The 17,302-nt window shown below is 58.7% G+C and carries 17 protein-coding genes and 1 riboswitch; of the genes, 11 read left to right on the top strand and 6 right to left on the bottom strand.

What is annotated here, in order from left to right:
• Positions 1-4 precede the first annotated feature (4 nt).
• Both AC2FLZ_RS17070 and AC2FLZ_RS17065 read right to left on the bottom strand, forming a co-directional pair.
• Positions 5-790: a DUF4198 domain-containing protein gene (locus AC2FLZ_RS17070; RefSeq protein ID WP_496882468.1), complete on the bottom strand. Its 786-nt coding sequence runs from the start codon at positions 788-790 to the stop codon at positions 5-7.
• 132 nt (positions 791-922) lie between these two features.
• Positions 923-1,121, bottom strand: a riboswitch (cobalamin riboswitch).
• A gap of 121 nt (positions 1,122-1,242) precedes the next feature.
• Positions 1,243-2,433, bottom strand: a complete 1,191-nt coding sequence (locus tag AC2FLZ_RS17065) for an ROK family transcriptional regulator (protein ID WP_480540010.1) — start codon at positions 2,431-2,433, stop codon at positions 1,243-1,245.
• Between the two features lie 189 nt (positions 2,434-2,622).
• On the opposite strand from AC2FLZ_RS17065, the gene AC2FLZ_RS17060 reads away from it, so the two are divergent.
• The 4 genes from AC2FLZ_RS17060 (at position 2,623) to AC2FLZ_RS17045 (ending at position 6,231) form a co-directional block, all read left to right on the top strand.
• A complete protein-coding gene (locus AC2FLZ_RS17060; protein WP_480555957.1) occupies positions 2,623-3,642 on the top strand; it encodes a sugar ABC transporter substrate-binding protein in 1,020 nt (339 codons plus the stop codon).
• A 107-nt stretch (positions 3,643-3,749) separates the two neighbouring features.
• Positions 3,750-4,823, top strand: a complete 1,074-nt coding sequence (locus AC2FLZ_RS17055; RefSeq protein WP_496882467.1) for an ABC transporter permease — start codon at positions 3,750-3,752, stop codon at positions 4,821-4,823.
• A complete protein-coding gene (locus tag AC2FLZ_RS17050; protein ID WP_209508215.1) occupies positions 4,823-5,599 on the top strand; it encodes an ATP-binding cassette domain-containing protein in 777 nt (258 codons plus the stop codon). Before AC2FLZ_RS17055 ends, AC2FLZ_RS17050 begins: the two co-directional genes overlap by 1 nt.
• Positions 5,596-6,231 carry a nucleoside/nucleotide kinase family protein gene (locus AC2FLZ_RS17045; RefSeq protein WP_496882466.1) on the top strand — a complete coding sequence of 212 codons (636 nt, stop codon included), beginning with the start codon at positions 5,596-5,598 and terminating at the stop codon, positions 6,229-6,231. The genes AC2FLZ_RS17050 and AC2FLZ_RS17045 overlap by 4 nt, the downstream gene beginning before the upstream one ends.
• A 40-nt stretch (positions 6,232-6,271) precedes the next feature.
• Here AC2FLZ_RS17045 and AC2FLZ_RS17040 read toward each other — a convergent pair whose 3' ends face one another.
• Both AC2FLZ_RS17040 and AC2FLZ_RS17035 read right to left on the bottom strand, forming a co-directional pair.
• Positions 6,272-6,982 (bottom strand): aspartate/glutamate racemase family protein, encoded by a 711-nt coding sequence (locus tag AC2FLZ_RS17040; protein WP_496716045.1) that lies wholly within the window; start codon positions 6,980-6,982, stop codon positions 6,272-6,274.
• Positions 6,979-7,683, bottom strand: a complete 705-nt coding sequence (locus AC2FLZ_RS17035) for a GntR family transcriptional regulator (RefSeq protein WP_480521270.1) — start codon at positions 7,681-7,683, stop codon at positions 6,979-6,981. Before AC2FLZ_RS17035 ends, AC2FLZ_RS17040 begins: the two co-directional genes overlap by 4 nt.
• A gap of 111 nt (positions 7,684-7,794) precedes the next feature.
• Here AC2FLZ_RS17035 and AC2FLZ_RS17030 point away from each other — a divergent pair, with 111 nt between their 5' ends.
• A complete protein-coding gene (locus AC2FLZ_RS17030) occupies positions 7,795-9,489 on the top strand; it encodes a thiamine pyrophosphate-binding protein (protein WP_496882465.1) in 1,695 nt (564 codons plus the stop codon).
• On the opposite strand, the gene AC2FLZ_RS17025 is transcribed toward AC2FLZ_RS17030, so the two are convergent.
• A complete protein-coding gene (locus AC2FLZ_RS17025; protein ID WP_496882464.1) occupies positions 9,450-10,370 on the bottom strand; it encodes a LysR family transcriptional regulator in 921 nt (306 codons plus the stop codon). The genes AC2FLZ_RS17030 and AC2FLZ_RS17025 overlap by 40 nt on opposite strands.
• A gap of 97 nt (positions 10,371-10,467) precedes the next feature.
• Between AC2FLZ_RS17025 and AC2FLZ_RS17020 the strand changes: the two genes are divergently transcribed.
• The 6 genes from AC2FLZ_RS17020 (at position 10,468) to AC2FLZ_RS16995 (ending at position 16,742) form a co-directional block, all read left to right on the top strand.
• Entirely contained in the window at positions 10,468-11,601 is a 1,134-nt protein-coding gene (locus AC2FLZ_RS17020; RefSeq protein WP_496882463.1) for an enolase C-terminal domain-like protein, read from the top strand.
• Positions 11,598-12,848 carry an NAD(P)/FAD-dependent oxidoreductase gene (locus tag AC2FLZ_RS17015; RefSeq protein WP_480521262.1) on the top strand — a complete coding sequence of 417 codons (1,251 nt, stop codon included), beginning with the start codon at positions 11,598-11,600 and terminating at the stop codon, positions 12,846-12,848. The genes AC2FLZ_RS17020 and AC2FLZ_RS17015 overlap by 4 nt, the downstream gene beginning before the upstream one ends.
• Before the next feature lie 54 nt (positions 12,849-12,902).
• Positions 12,903-13,880, top strand: a complete 978-nt coding sequence (locus tag AC2FLZ_RS17010; RefSeq protein ID WP_480555964.1) for a TRAP transporter substrate-binding protein — start codon at positions 12,903-12,905, stop codon at positions 13,878-13,880.
• A gap of 70 nt (positions 13,881-13,950) precedes the next feature.
• Positions 13,951-14,484, top strand: coding sequence for a TRAP transporter small permease (locus AC2FLZ_RS17005; protein WP_496882462.1), 534 nt, complete (start codon positions 13,951-13,953; stop codon positions 14,482-14,484).
• 4 nt (positions 14,485-14,488) lie between these two features.
• Complete coding sequence (locus AC2FLZ_RS17000) at positions 14,489-15,802, top strand: TRAP transporter large permease (RefSeq protein WP_480477491.1); 1,314 nt, start codon at positions 14,489-14,491, stop codon at positions 15,800-15,802.
• On the top strand, positions 15,795-16,742 hold the full coding sequence (locus AC2FLZ_RS16995) for a hypothetical protein (RefSeq protein WP_496853903.1): 948 nt from the start codon (positions 15,795-15,797) through the stop codon (positions 16,740-16,742). The genes AC2FLZ_RS17000 and AC2FLZ_RS16995 overlap by 8 nt, the downstream gene beginning before the upstream one ends.
• 32 nt (positions 16,743-16,774) lie before the next feature.
• Here AC2FLZ_RS16995 and AC2FLZ_RS16990 read toward each other — a convergent pair whose 3' ends face one another.
• Positions 16,775-17,137, bottom strand: coding sequence for a cupin domain-containing protein (locus AC2FLZ_RS16990; RefSeq protein WP_480477495.1), 363 nt, complete (start codon positions 17,135-17,137; stop codon positions 16,775-16,777).
• Between the last annotated feature and the right edge of the window lie 165 nt (positions 17,138-17,302).

Here is a 17,302-nt window from a genome sequence, read left to right as displayed (position 1 = left end):
ACGGTTACTCCAAATCCCAGGCGCGGATCCAGATGACCGCGTCCTGGCTGAGTTCTTTGCCATTGTGTTCGGTCACGGGACCGGCGCCGAGCGCTGCAAAACCCCAATATCCGGCTTTTGGAACGCCGAATGTGAAATACCCGTTATCATCCGAAGTTGCGACCAATGCACCACCCGGCAACGGCGAGACGGTCGGGGCCGAAGCAGCCGTGCTTTCCATGTCCGGTTCTGCGGCCATGTACTCGATCTCGATCTCGGCACCCGCAACCGGTTGGCCTTCTGCCATAACCCGACCCGTAAAGGTCGAACCCGCGATGATGTTGGTCGGTTTGTTGAGCGGGATGATCTCAACCGGCAAGCCCACCGGGTTCATCCAGTCGGTCGGCAATTCGTTGCGGTTCATGAATGCCTTGGCGATCTGCTGGATATAGATATCCTCAGACCCCTCGTAATAGGGCTGGGGAACTGTCACCAGCACATAGTCGCCCGACCGTTTGACGGGAACATAACCCTTGAATGCCGCGCCTTCGTTTTCGCCGCCGGTGAAACGCACGGGTTCCAGAGTGTCCAGCAGGTCGGTTTTCTGACCGTTGTGGATCACGTAGAATTCCTGCGGCTTGTCCAGATCCATGACATGCCCGTTCGAGAACGGATGCCAGAAGATCAGCTTGACCGGAACATTCCCCGGTGCGTCGATCATGGTGTCAGAGGTGTATTCCAGCAGGAAATGCGCATTTGCCATCGCTGGAAGCGCCATCGCCACAGCGGCTGCAGAAAGCAGCTTGGTCATCAATAGTCGTCCTTGTCCCTTCGTACCAACCCCGGTACGAGATGCGTTTTGACTGCGGGGACGTCCAAGCCGAGCTGCTTTTTCAAGCATCCTGCTCCGACGCACATCCCGTCGCCGATTAGGAGTGCCCTTGTCAAAGGCACATGTCCGGCAGGTATCCTGACTTGCGGGTCAAAGCGTTGGGCTGGCCTTCCCGGATTAACTCCAGTGGCACTTCAGCCCTGCTCGCCGCTTACAGTTGCGGGTGCAGTTGCGGAATTGGGCCAAAGCCCGCACCGCATTCCCTATTGATTCCAGAGCACGCCCCGGAACCGGACATGCCGAGCGGCTTGCCAGACTTCTTCAGCATCCGTCAACGATCAATTGCGCTGGCTGTCAAAAAGTTCAGCGGGCAATGCCCTTTTTCCGGTTGATCCGCTTTGGATACAGGTCGGGGTTTTTCGGGGATGAACCTACCCTTCGAGCAGGTATCTTTCCGACAATGGCAAACTGGCCGCCCCCAATGACCGGGCATCCGGGCCCGCCGCCCCTGCCAGCACCAAGGGCCGTTCAAGCCCGGTCAGGTTCATATGGGATAGTTTGAGCTCAACCCTTTCCACCAGCCGCGCCTTGATATCAGCAGGCATCCAGCCATCAATCTTGATACATTCGAAATCGATCAGGCTGCAAGAAGAGACGATGGCATGGGCGATTCCGTGCGCCGCCTGGTTCAGCCAATTCTCAAGGAGGGTTTCCGGTACGTCCCAATGCCGTGTCGTTTCCCAGATTGAACCGGCTGTTGCGGCATTTCCACCAACCGCACGCTCCAGCACATAAAGACTGGCGACATCTATCAACGGTTTCACTCCGCCCACTTCGTCCGGCACAGGCAATGGGCCAAGCGCACCGGCATTTCCCCGCCCCGGAAAGATGGAGCCGTTCAGAACCACCCCGCCCCCGATGAAGAAGCCGACATAGAAATACAGGAAATCTCGTGGGCCTTCCGCCGGGCCAAACACCAGCTCGGCACCGCAGGCGGCCGTTGCGTCGTTTTGCAGGAAAACCGGCACGTCATAGCTAGCGGCCAACGCGCCTTTCAGGTCCGCGTCACGCCACGGATCCATTTTTTCCTGAGGAACCTGCAATGTTTGTGCCCAGTCCCAAAGGTAGAACGGCATGGCAATCCCAAGGCCCGCGATTCTGCTGCGCGCCTCGTGCGACATTGACGCCATCACTTTGTCGAGGCTTTCTGTGGAAAAGCTCAATGTCGCCTCGGGCGTCGGAAAATCATAGGTCCGCCGTTCGCGGTGCCTGACGTTGCCAAGGAAATCCGTCAGCACCAGTTCGGTACTGCGCCGCCCGACTTTGAGCCCAAAGAAATACGCGCCGTCCGGGTTCAGGCGCATGGGAACCGATGGCTGTCCGACTTTTCCCCGGATCGGTTCGCCCCGCAACAGCAACCCATCGTTCTCCAACTGGCGCATGATGACCGAGACCGTCTGCGCCGACAGGCCGGTCATGCGCGCGATTTCAGATTTTGCGAGGGCCTGATGGCGCCGGACCAGTGACAGGACAAGCCGTTCATTTCGGGCCCGCATTCCACTTTGGTTGGTGCCGCGCATGTCTGGCTCGCGTACGCCAGTGGTATTGCCCTGAGAGTTCATTGCAGACACGGCCATCCCCTTCATGACGACAATGTTGGAACCCTTCCTTTCTGTCAATAATAAATAAGAGTGATTTATTTATTGACTCGAAATTCGAATCTTGTGATGGTTTTTATGTGAGATCGGGCCGGTTTTCGCCCGATCAAACGTATGCCCGGAAGGGCATTGGGAAAACTGGGAGGACTACCGATGAAACTTGCGAAACTTGCAGGCGCCACGGCGCTGGCGGTTACGGCCATGGCAAGCAGTGCAATGGCCGAAGGTGAAACCGTTTGCCTGATCACCAAGACGGATACCAACCCTTTCTTTGTTAAAATGAGAGAGGGTGCCACAGCTAAAGCCGAAGAGCTTGGCATGACGCTGAAAGCCTTTGCCGGCAAAGTCGACGGAGACCACGAAACTCAGGTTCAGGCCATTGAAACCTGCATTCTGGATGGCGCAAAGGGTATCCTGCTGACCGCGTCGGATACGTCGTCCATCGTTCCGGCGGTGCAGCAGGCCCGCGATGCCGGGCTGCTGGTGATTGCGCTGGACACCCCACTTGAGCCTATCGACTCGGCCGACGCGACCTTTGCCACGGACAATTTCCTTGCGGGGCTTCTGATCGGACAATGGGCAAAAGCCACGCTGGGAGATGCGGCAAATGACGCCAAAATCGCCACGTTGGACCTTGCGGTCAGCCAGCCCACTGTGGATGTGCTTCGCAATCAAGGGTTCCTTCAGGGGTTCGGTGTTGATCTGGCCGATCCGAACGTGATTGGCGATGAAAACGACCCGCGTCTTGTTGGCAGCGATGTCACCGCTGGCAACGAAGAAGGCGGTCGTCGCGCCATGGAGAACCTGCTGGCCAAAGACCCGACGATCAACGTGGTGCACACCATCAACGAACCGGCGGCAGCGGGCGCTTATGAAGCGCTTAAGGCTATCGGGCGCGAAAATGACGTGTTGATCGTTTCCGTCGATGGCGGCTGCCCTGGCGTGCAGAACGTGGCGGACGGCGTCATCGGTGCAACATCACAGCAATACCCGCTGCTGATGGCATCGCTGGGCGTTGAGGCCGTCAAGAAATGGGCGGACGAAGGCGTGAAGCCCGAGAACACACCCGGTAAGGACTTTTTTGACACCGGTGTGGCGCTTGTGACGGATAAGGCCGCCGACGGCGTCGAGTCCATCTCGGTTCAGGAAGGCATGGACCTCTGCTGGGGTTAAGCTGAATGTTTGGAAGGCCGCTGCGCGGCCTTCCACTTATCAAAACCACCCACACGCCTGAAACCTTGCTAAAGTCGTCATAAACCTGACGCTTTGGGGGAAGTTCCATGTCCGATTCTTCACGACAAGCTGACGATTTCGAAACCGCCGCAAAAGGCAGCCCGGAGAAAGTCGCCGAGTTTGACGATCACCAACGCGGATTTGTCGGGACGGTTCAGCATTTTCTGCATGTGAACCCGTCGCTGGTCCCGCTGATTGTCCTTGTCGCTGCCATCGTCATCTTTGGTGTCTTGCTGGGCCCCAAGTTCTTTTCGCCCTTTGCGCTGACATTGATCCTGCAACAGGTTCAGATCGTCGGGATCGTGGCCGCGGCACAAAGCCTTGTGATCCTGACCGCAGGCATCGACCTGAGTGTTGGGGCCATCATGGTGATGTCGTCGGTTGTGATGGGGCAGTTTACCTTCCGCTATGGAATGCCGCCTTCGGTTGCGATTGTGTGCGGCCTTGCTGTTGGCTCGGCAATCGGGGCCTTGAACGGGTTTCTGGTCAGTCGCATCAAGCTGCCGCCTTTCATCGTCACCCTTGGCATGTGGCAGATCGTTCTTGCGGCGAATTTTCTTTATTCACAAAACGAAACGATCCGGTCGCAGGAGATCGAGGAACACGCCGCCATCCTGCAACTGTTTGGTGCCAAGTTTAACGTGGGCGGGGCGGTGTTTACCGTCGGGGTGGTCTTCATGCTGGCGCTGATCCTCGTCCTTGCATACGCGCTGCGGCACACGGCCTGGGGCAGGCATGTCTATGCCGTCGGGGATGACCCCGAAGCGGCAGAGCTGTCCGGTGTCAACGTACACCGCACGCTGATATCCGTGTACATGCTGTCCGGCCTGATCTGCGCCTTTGCGGGCTGGGCCCTGATTGGTCGGATCGGGTCGGTTTCGCCAACCTCGGGGCAGCTGGCCAACATTGAAAGCATCACGGCGGTCGTGATCGGGGGGATATCTCTGTTTGGCGGTCGCGGGTCTATTCTGGGGTCCCTGTTCGGTGCCCTGATCGTGGGCGTCTTTACGCTTGGGCTGCGGTTGTTGGGCGCGGATGCACAATGGACGTTCCTGCTGATCGGCATCCTTATCATCGCAGCGGTCGCGGTCGACCAGTGGATCAGAAAGGTGGCAGCCTGATGGAACCCATTCTCAAAGGACGGAACCTTGTGAAACGCTATGGCAAGGTGACTGCGCTGGATCACTGCGACTTCGATCTGATGCCGGGTGAGATTCTGGCGGTGATCGGCGACAATGGCGCGGGCAAGTCGACGCTGATCAAGGCTGTGTCGGGCGCGGTGGCGCCGGACGAAGGCGAGGTCTGGCTGGAAGGTCAAAAGGTGAATTTCCATTCCCCGATCGACGCGCGTGAAGCCGGTATTGAAACCGTGTACCAGACGCTTGCCATGTCCCCTGCCCTGTCGATTGCGGACAATATGTTCATGGGGCGGGAAATTCGGCGCAAAGGACCGCTCGGGTCGTGGCTTCGCATGCTTGACCGTCCGGCGATGGAAAAATTCGCCCGCGAAAAGCTGAGCGAACTGGGTCTGATGACGATCCAGAACATCAATCAGGCGGTCGAAACCCTGTCGGGTGGACAACGTCAGGGGGTCGCCGTGGCACGCGCGGCGGCGTTCGGGTCCAAGGTCATTATTCTGGACGAACCGACAGCAGCACTGGGCGTCAAAGAAAGCCGCAGGGTCCTTGAACTGATCCAGGATGTGAAATCGCGTGGCATCCCAATCATCCTGATCAGCCACAACATGCCCCATGTTTTCGAAGTCGCAGACCGAATTCACGTGCACCGGCTGGGGAAACGCCTGTGTGTGATTGACCCCAAAGACTATTCGATGTCCGACGCCGTGGCGTTTATGACCGGGGCTAAGGAAGCACCGCCCGAGGATCAGGCCGCATGACCGGTGGCGGCACCGCCCCTGACGTTCTGGCCGACCGTATCGTCGACGCCGTTGAGGCGCTGCCGCCGGCCCGACACCGGCAACTTGTCGCGATTGCCGGGCCTCCCGGATCCGGAAAAAGCACTGTTGCCAGCCTTGCCACGGCCGAACTGAACCGGCGCGGGGTGTCAGCCGGGCTCGTTCCAATGGACGGTTTTCACTTTGACAACGCGATCCTGAAGGAACGCGGGCTTTTCCCCCGCAAGGGCGCGCCGGAAACCTTCGATCTTGCCGGGTTTCGTGCCTTGCTTGTGCGTTTGCGTACCGAAGATGAAGTTGCAATTCCGGGCTTCGACCGAAAGCTTGATCTGGCAATCGCTGCCCGATCAATGATCTCGCCTGACCAGCGGGTCATTCTGGTTGAAGGCAATTATCTTTTGCTGAATGAACCGGGCTGGTCGGGCCTTCACGCCCTATGGGCGCTCAAGGTGTTTCTGGGCGTCGATCTGGCAACACTGGAATCCCGGCTCACCGACCGTTGGGTTGGGTTTGGGCTGGACAAACAGGCCGCAAGAGAGCGGGCGCTTTCAAACGACATTCCGAATGCCGAGCGGGTGATCCGGAACTCGGTACAAGGCGACCTGAACCTGTGACATCTTAGGGCGGGTCAGTCAGAGCGCCTGTGTCACCTGTCTAGTAGGTGGGCGGCACAAGACCGGCCTGAAACCATGTCACGAAAGATACGATAGAAAACACGGGCAGCCCTGTGGCGCGCTGAATATCGGGCGCGTAGGGGCACATATTCGTGCATTCCAGCACGATCGCGCCAAGATCGGGGTGTTCCGATGTCAGGGCCATGGCGGCTTCGACATTGTCCTTGCGGGCCAATTCCACATCAAGACCAAGCTCATTTCCAAGGATTGCGCGGGTGAACTCCGCCCCGCCTTCGGTTGTGCCGATGGGTGTGTCCAATGGAACATTGGCGGCCAGCAAGTGATCTTGGGTCAGAGTAGAGGCTGATATGGTCAGAACCCCGGCGCGTTTTCCCGCTGGCAGGATGCGGTTGACCATTTCAACCTGCATCAGGGACGATGTGGCCACCGGAACAGGCACAGCCTGGGCCAGTTCTTTTTGGAACAGGGACAGAAACCCGCAATTGGTGGTAATCCCGTCGACACCATCTTTGACAAGCTCCTGCGCCGCGTTGATGAACACGTCGAGCATGCCTTCGGCTTTGCGCCGGACCACCCGATCCGGCGAGGCATCGCGAACAATGCGGTAGTGAACCGGAAAGGGCCAGGTCTGCGCGTTGCCCATATCGCCGGGAATGCGGGGAAAGCGGGCATCCAGCATCAGAATGCCGACAGACGCGCCGTAGATGGATTTTCCGCCCTGCGCGATCATCCCTCAACCTCCTCAATAATACGGGCCGAGATATCGTCGGACCCTTCCATGTAGATGTTCGAAATCCCGTGACGCACGGCATCCTGCACCTGATCCATACGCTTGGAGATATGTGCACCCAGAACCCGAGCGGCCTCATCCGCGTTCCGGTCCATCAAAGCCTGCATGACGCGTTTGTGTTCGTCCTTTGAGCGTTGCACCCTGTCGAGGCTCATGGATATCCAGCGGATATAGCGAATACGGTCGTTGATCCGCGTCAGGGTTTGCAACAGTTCCATGTTTCCAGACAGCTTCGCGATACCCAGATGAAACGCCTCATCCCGGTTGACGGCTTCTTCAACAGTCAGACCGGTGATGTCGATGCCCGTTGCGTAAAGCTCATCCCGCAGCAACTGCAGGTCTTCGTCTGATGCCTTGGCACAGGCCGCGCGCGCCGCCGCTGTTTCGATGATCTGGCGCAGTTCGAACAGGTCGAACACGCTTTGCGCATCCAGCGGGCGGCAGAAAAAGCCTTGTCCGGGGCGGAAGTCGAAAAGCCGTTCGGCGACCAGACGGTTCAACGCCTCGCGCAGCGGGGTGCGGCTGACGCCCAGATCCCTGGACAACGCCACTTCGTTCAGGCGGTCGCCGGGGCGCAGGCGAAACGAAACCGCCATCGCCTTGACCTGATCATAGATATCATCGACGCGCGGACCAGCCATTACCCCTGCCCTTCTTCGTTTGAATCACAGGTGCCACACGTTGAGCTTGAAATCAATATACAAAACTGTATACAGAACTGAGTACAGATTTGACACAAGGGACTCGCGACCATGACAGGGACAAATTTTCTGACCGGAGCCGAAGCCATGGTGCGTATGCTCGAAGCGCATGGTGTGACGCATATGTTTGGCCTGTGCGGCGATACCACTTTACCCTTTTATGATGCCCTTGCCCGGATGGATCACGGCATTCAGCACATCCTGACACGGGACGAGAGGCACGCGGCCTATATGGCGGATGGCTATGCCCGCGTCACCGGCAAGCCCGGCGTGTGCGAGGGCCCGTCCGGCGGTGGTGCGACCTATATCTTGCCCGGAGTGGTCGAGGCCAACGAAAGCTCGGTTCCGATTCTGGCGATCACGTCGGATGTGGCAACAACCAGCCGCGGCAAATACCCTTTGACCGAACTGGATCAGCCTGCGCTGTTCCGGCCTCTGGCCAAATGGAACACATCCCTCGACGACGCCGCGCGGCTTCCGGCCATGGTTCGGGCCGCCTTCAGGGCGATGACGACCGGCACGCCCGGTGCGACGCATCTGGCGCTGCCGTTTGACACGCAGAAGGCGCAGGTCGATGAGGCTGAAATCTGGGCGGATGACAGGCACCGCAGCTATCCCGCTGAACGGGCCGCACCTGACCCGGACACCATCGAAGCAGCGGCTGCCATTCTTGCAGGGGCCAAATCCGCGGTTGCGGTCTGTGGTGGCGGGCCGGTCTTGTCCCGGGCGACCGATGCGCTGCGCCGGGTTGCAGGCCTGCTGGACATGCCCGTGGCCACAACCGTGTCGGGTCAGGGGTCCATTGCCGAGACCGACCCGCTGGCCCTGGGCGTTGTCGGGTCGAACGGGGGCATCCCGGCAACCCGCGCCGTCGTGGATCAGGCCGATGTCGTTTTGTTCATTGGCTGCCGCGCCGGTTCGGTCACAACGGAACGGTGGCGAAGCCCCGGGCGCAGCACCACGATCATCCATATCGACAGCGATCCGATGGTGATCGGCGCCAATTACCAGACCGAAGTGGCGATCTGCGCCGATGCCCGACTGGCGCTGGAGGCTTTGGCGCAAGCACTGGAAGACCGGCAGGGCCTGACCAGCCAAGGCGGAACAGCCAAGGCCCGCGCCGCATGGGAGGCCAAGATGGCCGCGTTCGCCCCCCTGGCCGCAAGTCGCGAGACACCGATCCGGCCCGAGGCCGTCATGGAGTCCCTGATGGACATTCTGGATGACGACGCGATTGTCGTCGCCGACCCCGGCACCCCCTGCCCCTATTTCAGCGCATATTACCGCTGGCGGAAACCGGGGCGCCATTTCATCACCAACCGGGCACATGGGGCGCTGGGGTATTCGCTGGGCGCGGCCATGGGGGCACATGTCGGGCGGCCATCGGTTAAAACCCTGTCGGTCATGGGCGATGGCTCGTTCGGGTTCACCTGCGGCGAGTTTGAAACGATGGTCCGGCACAATATGCCAATCACTTCGATCGTCTTCTCGAACTCAGTCTTCGGATGGATCAAGGCTGGCCAGAAAGCGGGATTTGGTCAGCGCTATTACAATGTTGATTTCAACCGGACAGACCACGCCGCTGTTGCGGCGGCCTTTGGCGTCAAATCCTGGACCGTCAAAGACCCCGAGGATCTGCCGCGCGTGCTGAAACAGGCGATTGAGCATGACGGCCCAACACTTGTCGACATTCACTCTCAGCCGCTTCACGAAGCGGCCGCACCGGTCTCGGAATGGGTCGCGTAAGAGGCAATTGACGAGGTCAACTGGGCCAGAAATTCCTGGGCAATCGTGGACAAAGGGCGGCCCTTGGCCGTGATGATCGCGAGGTCCAGCATGACTGGCGGCGCAAATGGGCGGGTCTGATACCCGCTCTCGTCGTCAAAGGTCACAGTAAAGGGGTCGATCATCGCGACCCCCATACCCTGTTTTACAAAGCTCAGCAGGTTTTCGGACAGATGGGTGTGTATCTGGGTACGCCATGTGTGGCCGGATGCCTGAAAGATGTCGCGAGTCCGGCGATGGGTCTGGTGTTCCGGCCCCATCACGATGAAGGGTTCGTTTTCCAAAATCTCTGGCGTCAGTACGTCGTGCTCGGCCAAGGGACTGCCCTCAGGAAAAGTCGCGAGCGTTTCAAACTGAAACTCCTGATAGTTCAGTGTGTCATGCAGAATGGGCATCTCGACGATACCGATTTCAAACAGGCCCGAGATGACCCATTCCTGAATCTTGGACGAATATTGCGACTGAAAGCTGACAGACAGGTTCGGACGCGTTTTGGCAAAACACGCGATCTCGCGGGGCATGAAGCCAAAGGACAACAGGTGAGGCGCGGCAACCTGCAATTGACCGGGATGTTTGTTCTGCAAATCGGTTACGGCCTGCGCCACGTGGTCCAGCCCGCGCACGACCGTGTCGACCTCGCGAAATAGCATCTCGGCCTCAGGGGTTGGCAGCAATCGGCCTTTGGTCCGTTCGAACAGAGGCAGACGAGCCTCGCGCTCGAGCTGTGCCAGAAGGTTGCTGATGCCGGGTTGCGATATCCCAAGAACCGAGGCCGCGCCGGTCACGGTTCCGGTTTCCATGATGGCATGAAAGGCCTGAAGCTGGCGAAAACGTAGGGACAACGATTGCTACATCACTTTTTCTGATGAACTTACGAAAATATAGTATTTGAAATGATAGCCCGGTCAAGGCAGGCTTTCCCCATCGACAGGGGGCGAAATGAGCAATCCGGCACAGAAAATCATCGGCTATGACCTGTGGCACCTTGAACTGCCGGTCACATCCCGCCGGGATCACGGCATCGGATCGGTTGAAGGCGTTTGCGAAGTCGTCATCCTGCGCCTGACATCCGAGGATGGCACGCAGGGGTATGGCGAGGCGTCGCCCTGGTCTGTTTTCACCGGAACACCCGAAGCGAGTTTTGCGGCACTGGACCGTTATCTGCGCCCTCACGTTCTTGGGGCATGCGTTGGGGATCGGGCCGCCATCATGGCGCGTGCGGCTTATGCCGTGGCACATTGCACCGAAGCCAAGGCGGCGCTGGAAACCGCACTGCTGGATCTGGCAGGCCGGATCAGCGGTGTTCCAGTCTGGTCTTTGCTGGGTGGTCGCTTCCGCGACAGCATTCCGCTGAGTTGTTCCATCGCAAATCCCGACTTTGCCCAGGACGTCGATCTGTTGGCGCGCCTGCGTGAGGACGGTGTTCGGATTGTCAAACTCAAGACCGGGTTCAAGGATCACGCCTTTGACATCATGCGGCTGGAGTATCTTGCCCAGAACTACCCGGAGTTCTCGGTCCGCGTGGACTATAATCAAGGGCTCAGCATTGATGATGCGCCATCGCAGGTGCGGGACGTCGCTCAGTTCAAACCGGACTTCATTGAACAACCTGTCCGCGCCCATCAGTATGGCATGATGGCAAAGCTGCGGCAGATGACGGATGTTCCCCTTCTGGCCGACGAAAGCGTCTTTGGCCCCGAAGATATGGAGCGCGCAGCTCGCGAAGGGATCTGCGACGGAGTTTCAGTGAAGATCATGAAGTCAGGCGGCCTGACACGCGGGCAGACAGTTGCACGCATTGCTGCGGCCCATGGCCTGACGGCCTATGGTGGTGACATGTTCGAGGCTGGACTGGCCCACTTGGCGGGCACGCACATGATTGCCACGACACCGGAAATCTCTCTGGGCTGCGAATTCTATCAGGCGTCCTATTTCCTGAAAGAGGACATTCTGGAGCAGCCATTTCAGGTAAAGGACGGTCAGGTATGCGTGCCTCAGGACCCCGGACTTGGCGGCAGACCTGACCTGACCAAACTGAATCATTATGCGGTTGCCAAGGCGGTGACAGAATGACGGACAAGAAAACCATAGCCATCATAGGGGCCGGAATTGTCGGCGTGTCGACTGCGGTCTGGTTGCAGCGGGATGGTCACGACGTGATCCTGATCGACAAGGCAGGACCTGCCGAAGGTACCTCGCACGGCAATGGCGGGGTTTTGGCCTCGTGTTCGATCGTTCCGGTCACCGTTCCCGGATTGCTGGGCAAAGCGCCGAAGATGCTGCTCAGCCCCTCGCAACCCTTGTTCCTGAAATGGGGGTATTTGCCAAAGCTTCTTCCGTGGCTCTGGCAATACCTCCGTCACGCCAACGCCGCCGACGTCGAGAGGATCGCCGCAGCACTGTCGTCCATCGTTGGCGACAGTCTGAATGACCACAAGGCGCTGGCGGCCGGAACGGGGGCGGAAAAGTGGCTGGTTCCGTCAGATTACCTGTTTCTTTACAGGGATCGCGCGCATTTTGAGGAAGATGCATTTGGTTGGGATATCCGGCGCAGGAACGGGTTTCAGTGGGACGAATTGGAAGGTCACGCTTTCCATGAATATGACCCGGTTTACAGTCAGGGCATCGGGTTTGCCGCCCGGCTTTCGAATCATGGCCACATCACCGACCCCGGCCGGTACGTGAAAGACCTTGCCGCGCATGTTGAGGCGAATGGAGGTCGTATCATACGTGCAAACGTCGAAGACGTAGTTCGGAAAAACGGGCATGTCACAGGGGTTCGGGCCGGTGGCGAGACCATTGCTTGTGACGCAGCCGTCGTCACGGCCGGGATCTGGTCGGGTCCATTGGCAAAGCGCTTGGGAGTTTCTGTTCCTCTTGAAAGCGAACGTGGTTATCATCTTGAATTGGTAAAGCCTTCCGCGATGCCGCGCAGCCCGGTTATGGTTGTCTCGGGCAAGTTCGTTGCGACACCGATGGATGGGCGCATACGCTTGGCGGGCATTGTCGAGTTCGGAGGGCTGGATGCGCCGCCCTCGCGCGCGCCGTTCGAGTTGATGCGCAAAAATGCCCGGGCGGCGTTCCCGGGCGTGACATGGAAGGAGGAAGTGGAATGGATGGGGCACAGGCCCGCCCCGGCTGACTCGATCCCGGTTATTGGCGAAGTGCCCGGTATCAAAGGGGCCTATATGGGCTTCGGGCATCACCATATCGGCCTGACAGGCGGGCCGAAAACCGGGCGCCTTCTGGCGCAGATGATTGCAGGCAGAACGCCAAATGTCGACATGAGCGTCTACGCGCCGTCACGATACGCGAAGTAACAAACAAACCGGTGAGAAACGCCGGTGTTTCCAAATTCAACAGGGAGAAGAATGATGAAGAAATTGACGAACCTTCTGGCGGCAACTGCGCTGACCGCCACCGCCGCGGCACCCGCCATGGCCGAAAAATGGGACATGCCGATGGCCTATGCGGCCTCAAACTTCCACTCGGCCACGGGCGCGGAATTTGCCAAATGCGTCACCACCGGCACCGGCGGTGAGATTGAAATCGTCACGCACCCATCCGGCTCGCTGTTCAAGGGCGGCGACATCAAACGCGCAATCCAGACAGGGCAGGCCCCGATTGGTGAGCGGTTGTTGTCCGGGCATCAGAACGAAAACGCATTGTTCGGGTTTGATTCCATCCCGTTTCTTGCGACCTCATTCGACGACAGCGCAAAGCTTTGGGAAGCGGCCAAACCTTCGATCGAAAACCTGCTGGCCGAGCAAAACCTGACGCTGCTTTATGCGGTACCGTGGCCTCCGCAAGGTCTGTATTTCAAAAATGAGGTAAACTCGGTCGCCGAGATGAAGGGCATCAAGTTCCGCTCGTACAACAACGCCACTTCACGGCTGGCCGAGTTGACCGGGATGCTGCCGGTTACCATCGAAGCGGCTGAAATCAGTCAGGCTTTTGCAACGGGCGTGGCGGATTCGATGATATCGTCGGGTTCGACCGGGTATGACCGCAAGGTTTGGGAAAGCCTGAACTATTTCTACGAGGTCGACGCCTGGCTGCCGCGCAACTACGTGATGGTCAATTCCGACGTCTGGTCTGGTGTATCCGATGCCAACAAGAACGTCATCAAAGGCTGTGCTGAGCTGGCGGAATATGCCGGGAACTGGCGTGCCAAGGAATACACCGGCTTTACCTTGCAAGGCCTGCGGGATGGCGGCATGACCGTTGGCCCGGCATCGGATCAGATGGTGAAGGAATTGAAAGAAATCGGTGTGACCATGACCAATGAATGGCTAGAGGCCGCCGGGGACCAAGGCAAGGCCATCGTCGACGCGTTCCACGCGTCTCAGTGATCCTTACCGGACGGGCGGCGGCATATCCTGCCGCCCGTTTCAAATCCAATCAGAACACAGCGGGGACGGCATGGCAGTTTTGCGAGGGCTTCGGTCCGTATTGGATTTCATTTATCTGGCAGCAGGGGTTCTGGCGGCGATCAGCCTGATTGCCATATTGCTGCTGATCGTGGTGCAGATGCTGGCCCGCTGGACCGGCGAAGTGTTTCCGGGCGCACCGGACTATGCCGGTTATGCGATGGCTGCCGCCTCTTTTCTGGCGTTTGCCAACGCGCTGAACCGGGGCAGCCTCATCCGTGTATCGATCCTGCTGAACGCAGTGCCGGACAGGGTTCGGCGCATTCTTGAAGTCTGGTGCTTTGGAATCGCTACCGCCGTCATGTGGTATTTCTGCTGGTATGCCTATCGCTTTGTCTACTGGAGCTGGAAGTTCAACGATGTCAGTCAAGGACAGGATAGAACCGCCCTTTGGATCCCTCAATCCGCGATGCTGATCGGTGCCGTGATCCTTGCCATCGCCCTGACGGATCACCTGATCCACGTCCTGTTCCGCGGTGAACATCGCATCGTCCGCGATCTGGCCGATCAGAGCCACGGAGAGTAAACGCATGGAAAACCTGGCTGTTATCATCCTCTTCCTCTTTGTGCTTTTTACCTTGTTGGGCACCGGTGTGTGGGTCGGACTGGCCCTGATGGGTGTCGCCTGGGTCGGGATGGAGCTGTTCACGACACGCCCCGTGGGCGATGTCATGATAACGACCATCTGGTCGGCATCGTCCTCGTGGACCCTGACCGCCCTGCCGATGTTCATCTGGATGGGCGAGATCCTGTACCGAACGCGATTGTCCGAGGACATGTTCAAGGGGTTGTCGCCCTGGATGGCCCCCCTGCCCGGTGGTCTGGTGCATACGAATATCGTTGGATGTACTGTCTTTGCCGCTGTCTCGGGGTCGTCGGCGGCAACCCTGACGACCGTCGGAAAAATGTCGATCCCCGAGTTGCGCAAGCGCAATTACCCCGAGCGGATGATCATCGGAACATTGACCGGTGCCGCAACATTGGGGCTTATGATCCCACCCTCTCTGACTCTGATCGTATACGGGGTGACGATCAATGAATCGATCACCAAGCTGTTCTTCGCCGGTATCCTCCCCGGCCTTGTTCTTGCGGCGATGTTCATGGGATATGTCGCGCTGTATTCCAAGCTGGGTAAGGACTGGAACCCAAACGACGAAAGCAAGCTGAGCTTTTCTGAGAAAGTCAAAAACTCACGCTTTCTGCTGCCTGTGATCCTGCTGATCACCGTTGTCATCGGATCGATGTATCTGGGCTATGCTACCGCGACCGAAGCCGCCGCTTTCGGCGTGATTGGCGGGCTTTTGCTGGCCGCCGGTCAAGGGTCGCTGACCTGGAAGACCTTTACCGAAAGCCTGATGGGGGCCACGCGCACCAGTGCGATGATCGCCCTGATCCTTGCGGGGGCGGCCTTTTTGTCGCTGTCGATGGGGTTCACCGGCCTGCCGCGCGGACTGGCCGACCTGATCGCCGGATGGGACCTGACACGGTTCGAGCTGTTGATGGTATTGCTGGTATTCTACATCATTCTGGGATGCTTTCTGGACGGGATATCCTCGGTCGTGTTGACGATGGCCGTGGTTGAACCGATGATCCGTGACGCCGGGATCGACCTTATCTGGTTCGGCATCTTCATCGTGGTTGTTGTCGAGATGGCACAGATCACACCACCGATCGGATTCAACCTGTTCGTGATGCAGGGCATGACAAACCACGAGATGAGCTATATCGCGCGTGCAGCGATCCCGATGTTCCTGATCATGGTATTGATGGTTTTCATCCTCATCTGGTTCCCGGATCTGGCGACCTGGCTGCCGGAAAATCTGCGCCAAGGCCCGGGTGGGTAGAACAGCCTTGAACCCGTTACATCTGGCGGCGCGTCATGGCCCTCATGTACTGATCGCCGGGCTGGCGGCTGGCCTTCTGCTGCCGTCCCTGGCCGAGCCGATGCGAAACCTGCTGCCGCCACTGGTCGTGTTGTTGCTGTTCGTCACAGTCCTCAGGATGAACCCTGAAACCATTCTCGGGTCGCTGAGTGATCTGCAGAAGGTTGCATTCACAGTCATCGGGTTTCAATTCGTGATGCCGCTGATCGTGCTGGCCATCGGGTTCGCGGGCGGATGGACTGGAACGCCTGTCCTTTTGTCCCTGCTGATCATGGCGGCGGCCCCGTCCATTTCAGGCAGTCCCAATATGTGCCTGATGATGGGCCATCCGCCTGAACACGCGATGCGGCTGATGGTTGTGGGTACGGCGCTGTTGCCGCTGACCGCGTTGCCGGTATTTCTGCTCATGCCTGAACTGGGGGATATTCAATCTGTCGTGCGGGCCGGGTTGCACTTGCTGCTGACCATCGTAACTGCAACCGGTACCGCCATCGTCATACGGCGCACAGTTCTGCGCGCACCTTCACCCGCAACGCTGCTGAACCTCGAAGGGTTGGGAACGCTCACCCTGGCCGTCTTTGTCATCGGGCTGATGCCATCGGTCAGCGCCACGGCCCTGAACAATCCCGCCATTGCAACCTTCTGGATCGCGCTCGCCTGTCTGGCCAATTTCGGGGCACAAGCCGTTGCATTTCACCTGAGCCGAAACCGGCTCCCCGCAGACAAATCTACCGCGATATCGATCATCGCGGGAAACCGGAACATCGCCATTTTCTTTGTTGCCCTGCCACCTGATGTCACCGCCCCGATCATGGCATTCATCGGCGCGTATCAGATCCCGATGTACCTGACGCCCATGATCATGCGACGCCTTTACCGCAAGAACCACCTTCCCGCGTAACGGCTTCTGCGCTTCAGATCACCTAGTGGGTCTTAGGTGCAATCCCGGATCACAAAGTGCTTCGTCGTTTCCTCAATGACTTCCCAATAGCCGCGAAACCCATTCGGGATCAGAAAACTCGCCCCGTCGCGAAAATCCTGACGGTTGCCGTCTTCGTGGATCAAAGCGCAATGGCCTTTGACAATATAGCAATATTCGTCCTTGTCCGTGAACGCATGCCATTTTCCGGGCGTCGAGGTCCATGTGCCCGCAGACAACTTGCCGTCCGGACTGGTAAAATGCACCCCGATCTGGTGATGCGGATCGCCTTCGACAACGCGGTCCGGAAGATCGGCCAGGCGCCGTTCGCTGCTTGTTGCGGGCGCACCGAAGAGATTTAGGACCTGGGGTGTCATGACATCATACCTTCCTGCTGAGCGTGTGTTTCAAAGCAGCACGACCCTCCCCTCTGCGCGTTGAGGGCTCCTTTGGTGATGCGGGGGTCGTTGCCTTCGCTGAGGGCGATTATGGGACGGGTGGCCGGAGCGTTTTGCCGCAACAGCTCGACGGGTGTCAGGGTC

Source organism: Ruegeria sp. YKSF131, from assembly GCF_059612645.1.
Note: the sequence above shows the minus strand (reverse complement) of the source record. Positions and strands in the feature narration are given on the sequence as shown.

Bases quoted from the DNA above. Each gene is read 5' to 3' on its own strand.
- AC2FLZ_RS17070 (WP_496882468.1), bottom strand. From the start codon at position 790: ATGACCAAGCTGCTTTCTGCAGCCGCTGTGGCGATGGCGCTTCCAGCG.
- AC2FLZ_RS17065 (WP_480540010.1), bottom strand. From the start codon at position 2,433: ATGAACTCTCAGGGCAATACCACTGGCGTACGCGAGCCAGACATGCGC.
- AC2FLZ_RS17060 (WP_480555957.1), top strand. From the start codon at position 2,623: ATGAAACTTGCGAAACTTGCAGGCGCCACGGCGCTGGCGGTTACGGCC.
- AC2FLZ_RS17055 (WP_496882467.1), top strand. From the start codon at position 3,750: ATGTCCGATTCTTCACGACAAGCTGACGATTTCGAAACCGCCGCAAAA.
- AC2FLZ_RS17050 (WP_209508215.1), top strand. From the start codon at position 4,823: ATGGAACCCATTCTCAAAGGACGGAACCTTGTGAAACGCTATGGCAAG.
- AC2FLZ_RS17045 (WP_496882466.1), top strand. From the start codon at position 5,596: ATGACCGGTGGCGGCACCGCCCCTGACGTTCTGGCCGACCGTATCGTC.
- AC2FLZ_RS17040 (WP_496716045.1), bottom strand. From the start codon at position 6,982: ATGATCGCGCAGGGCGGAAAATCCATCTACGGCGCGTCTGTCGGCATT.
- AC2FLZ_RS17035 (WP_480521270.1), bottom strand. From the start codon at position 7,683: ATGGCTGGTCCGCGCGTCGATGATATCTATGATCAGGTCAAGGCGATG.
- AC2FLZ_RS17030 (WP_496882465.1), top strand. From the start codon at position 7,795: ATGACAGGGACAAATTTTCTGACCGGAGCCGAAGCCATGGTGCGTATG.
- AC2FLZ_RS17020 (WP_496882463.1), top strand. From the start codon at position 10,468: ATGAGCAATCCGGCACAGAAAATCATCGGCTATGACCTGTGGCACCTT.
- AC2FLZ_RS17015 (WP_480521262.1), top strand. From the start codon at position 11,598: ATGACGGACAAGAAAACCATAGCCATCATAGGGGCCGGAATTGTCGGC.
- AC2FLZ_RS17010 (WP_480555964.1), top strand. From the start codon at position 12,903: ATGAAGAAATTGACGAACCTTCTGGCGGCAACTGCGCTGACCGCCACC.
- AC2FLZ_RS17005 (WP_496882462.1), top strand. From the start codon at position 13,951: ATGGCAGTTTTGCGAGGGCTTCGGTCCGTATTGGATTTCATTTATCTG.
- AC2FLZ_RS17000 (WP_480477491.1), top strand. From the start codon at position 14,489: ATGGAAAACCTGGCTGTTATCATCCTCTTCCTCTTTGTGCTTTTTACC.
- AC2FLZ_RS16990 (WP_480477495.1), bottom strand. From the start codon at position 17,137: ATGACACCCCAGGTCCTAAATCTCTTCGGTGCGCCCGCAACAAGCAGC.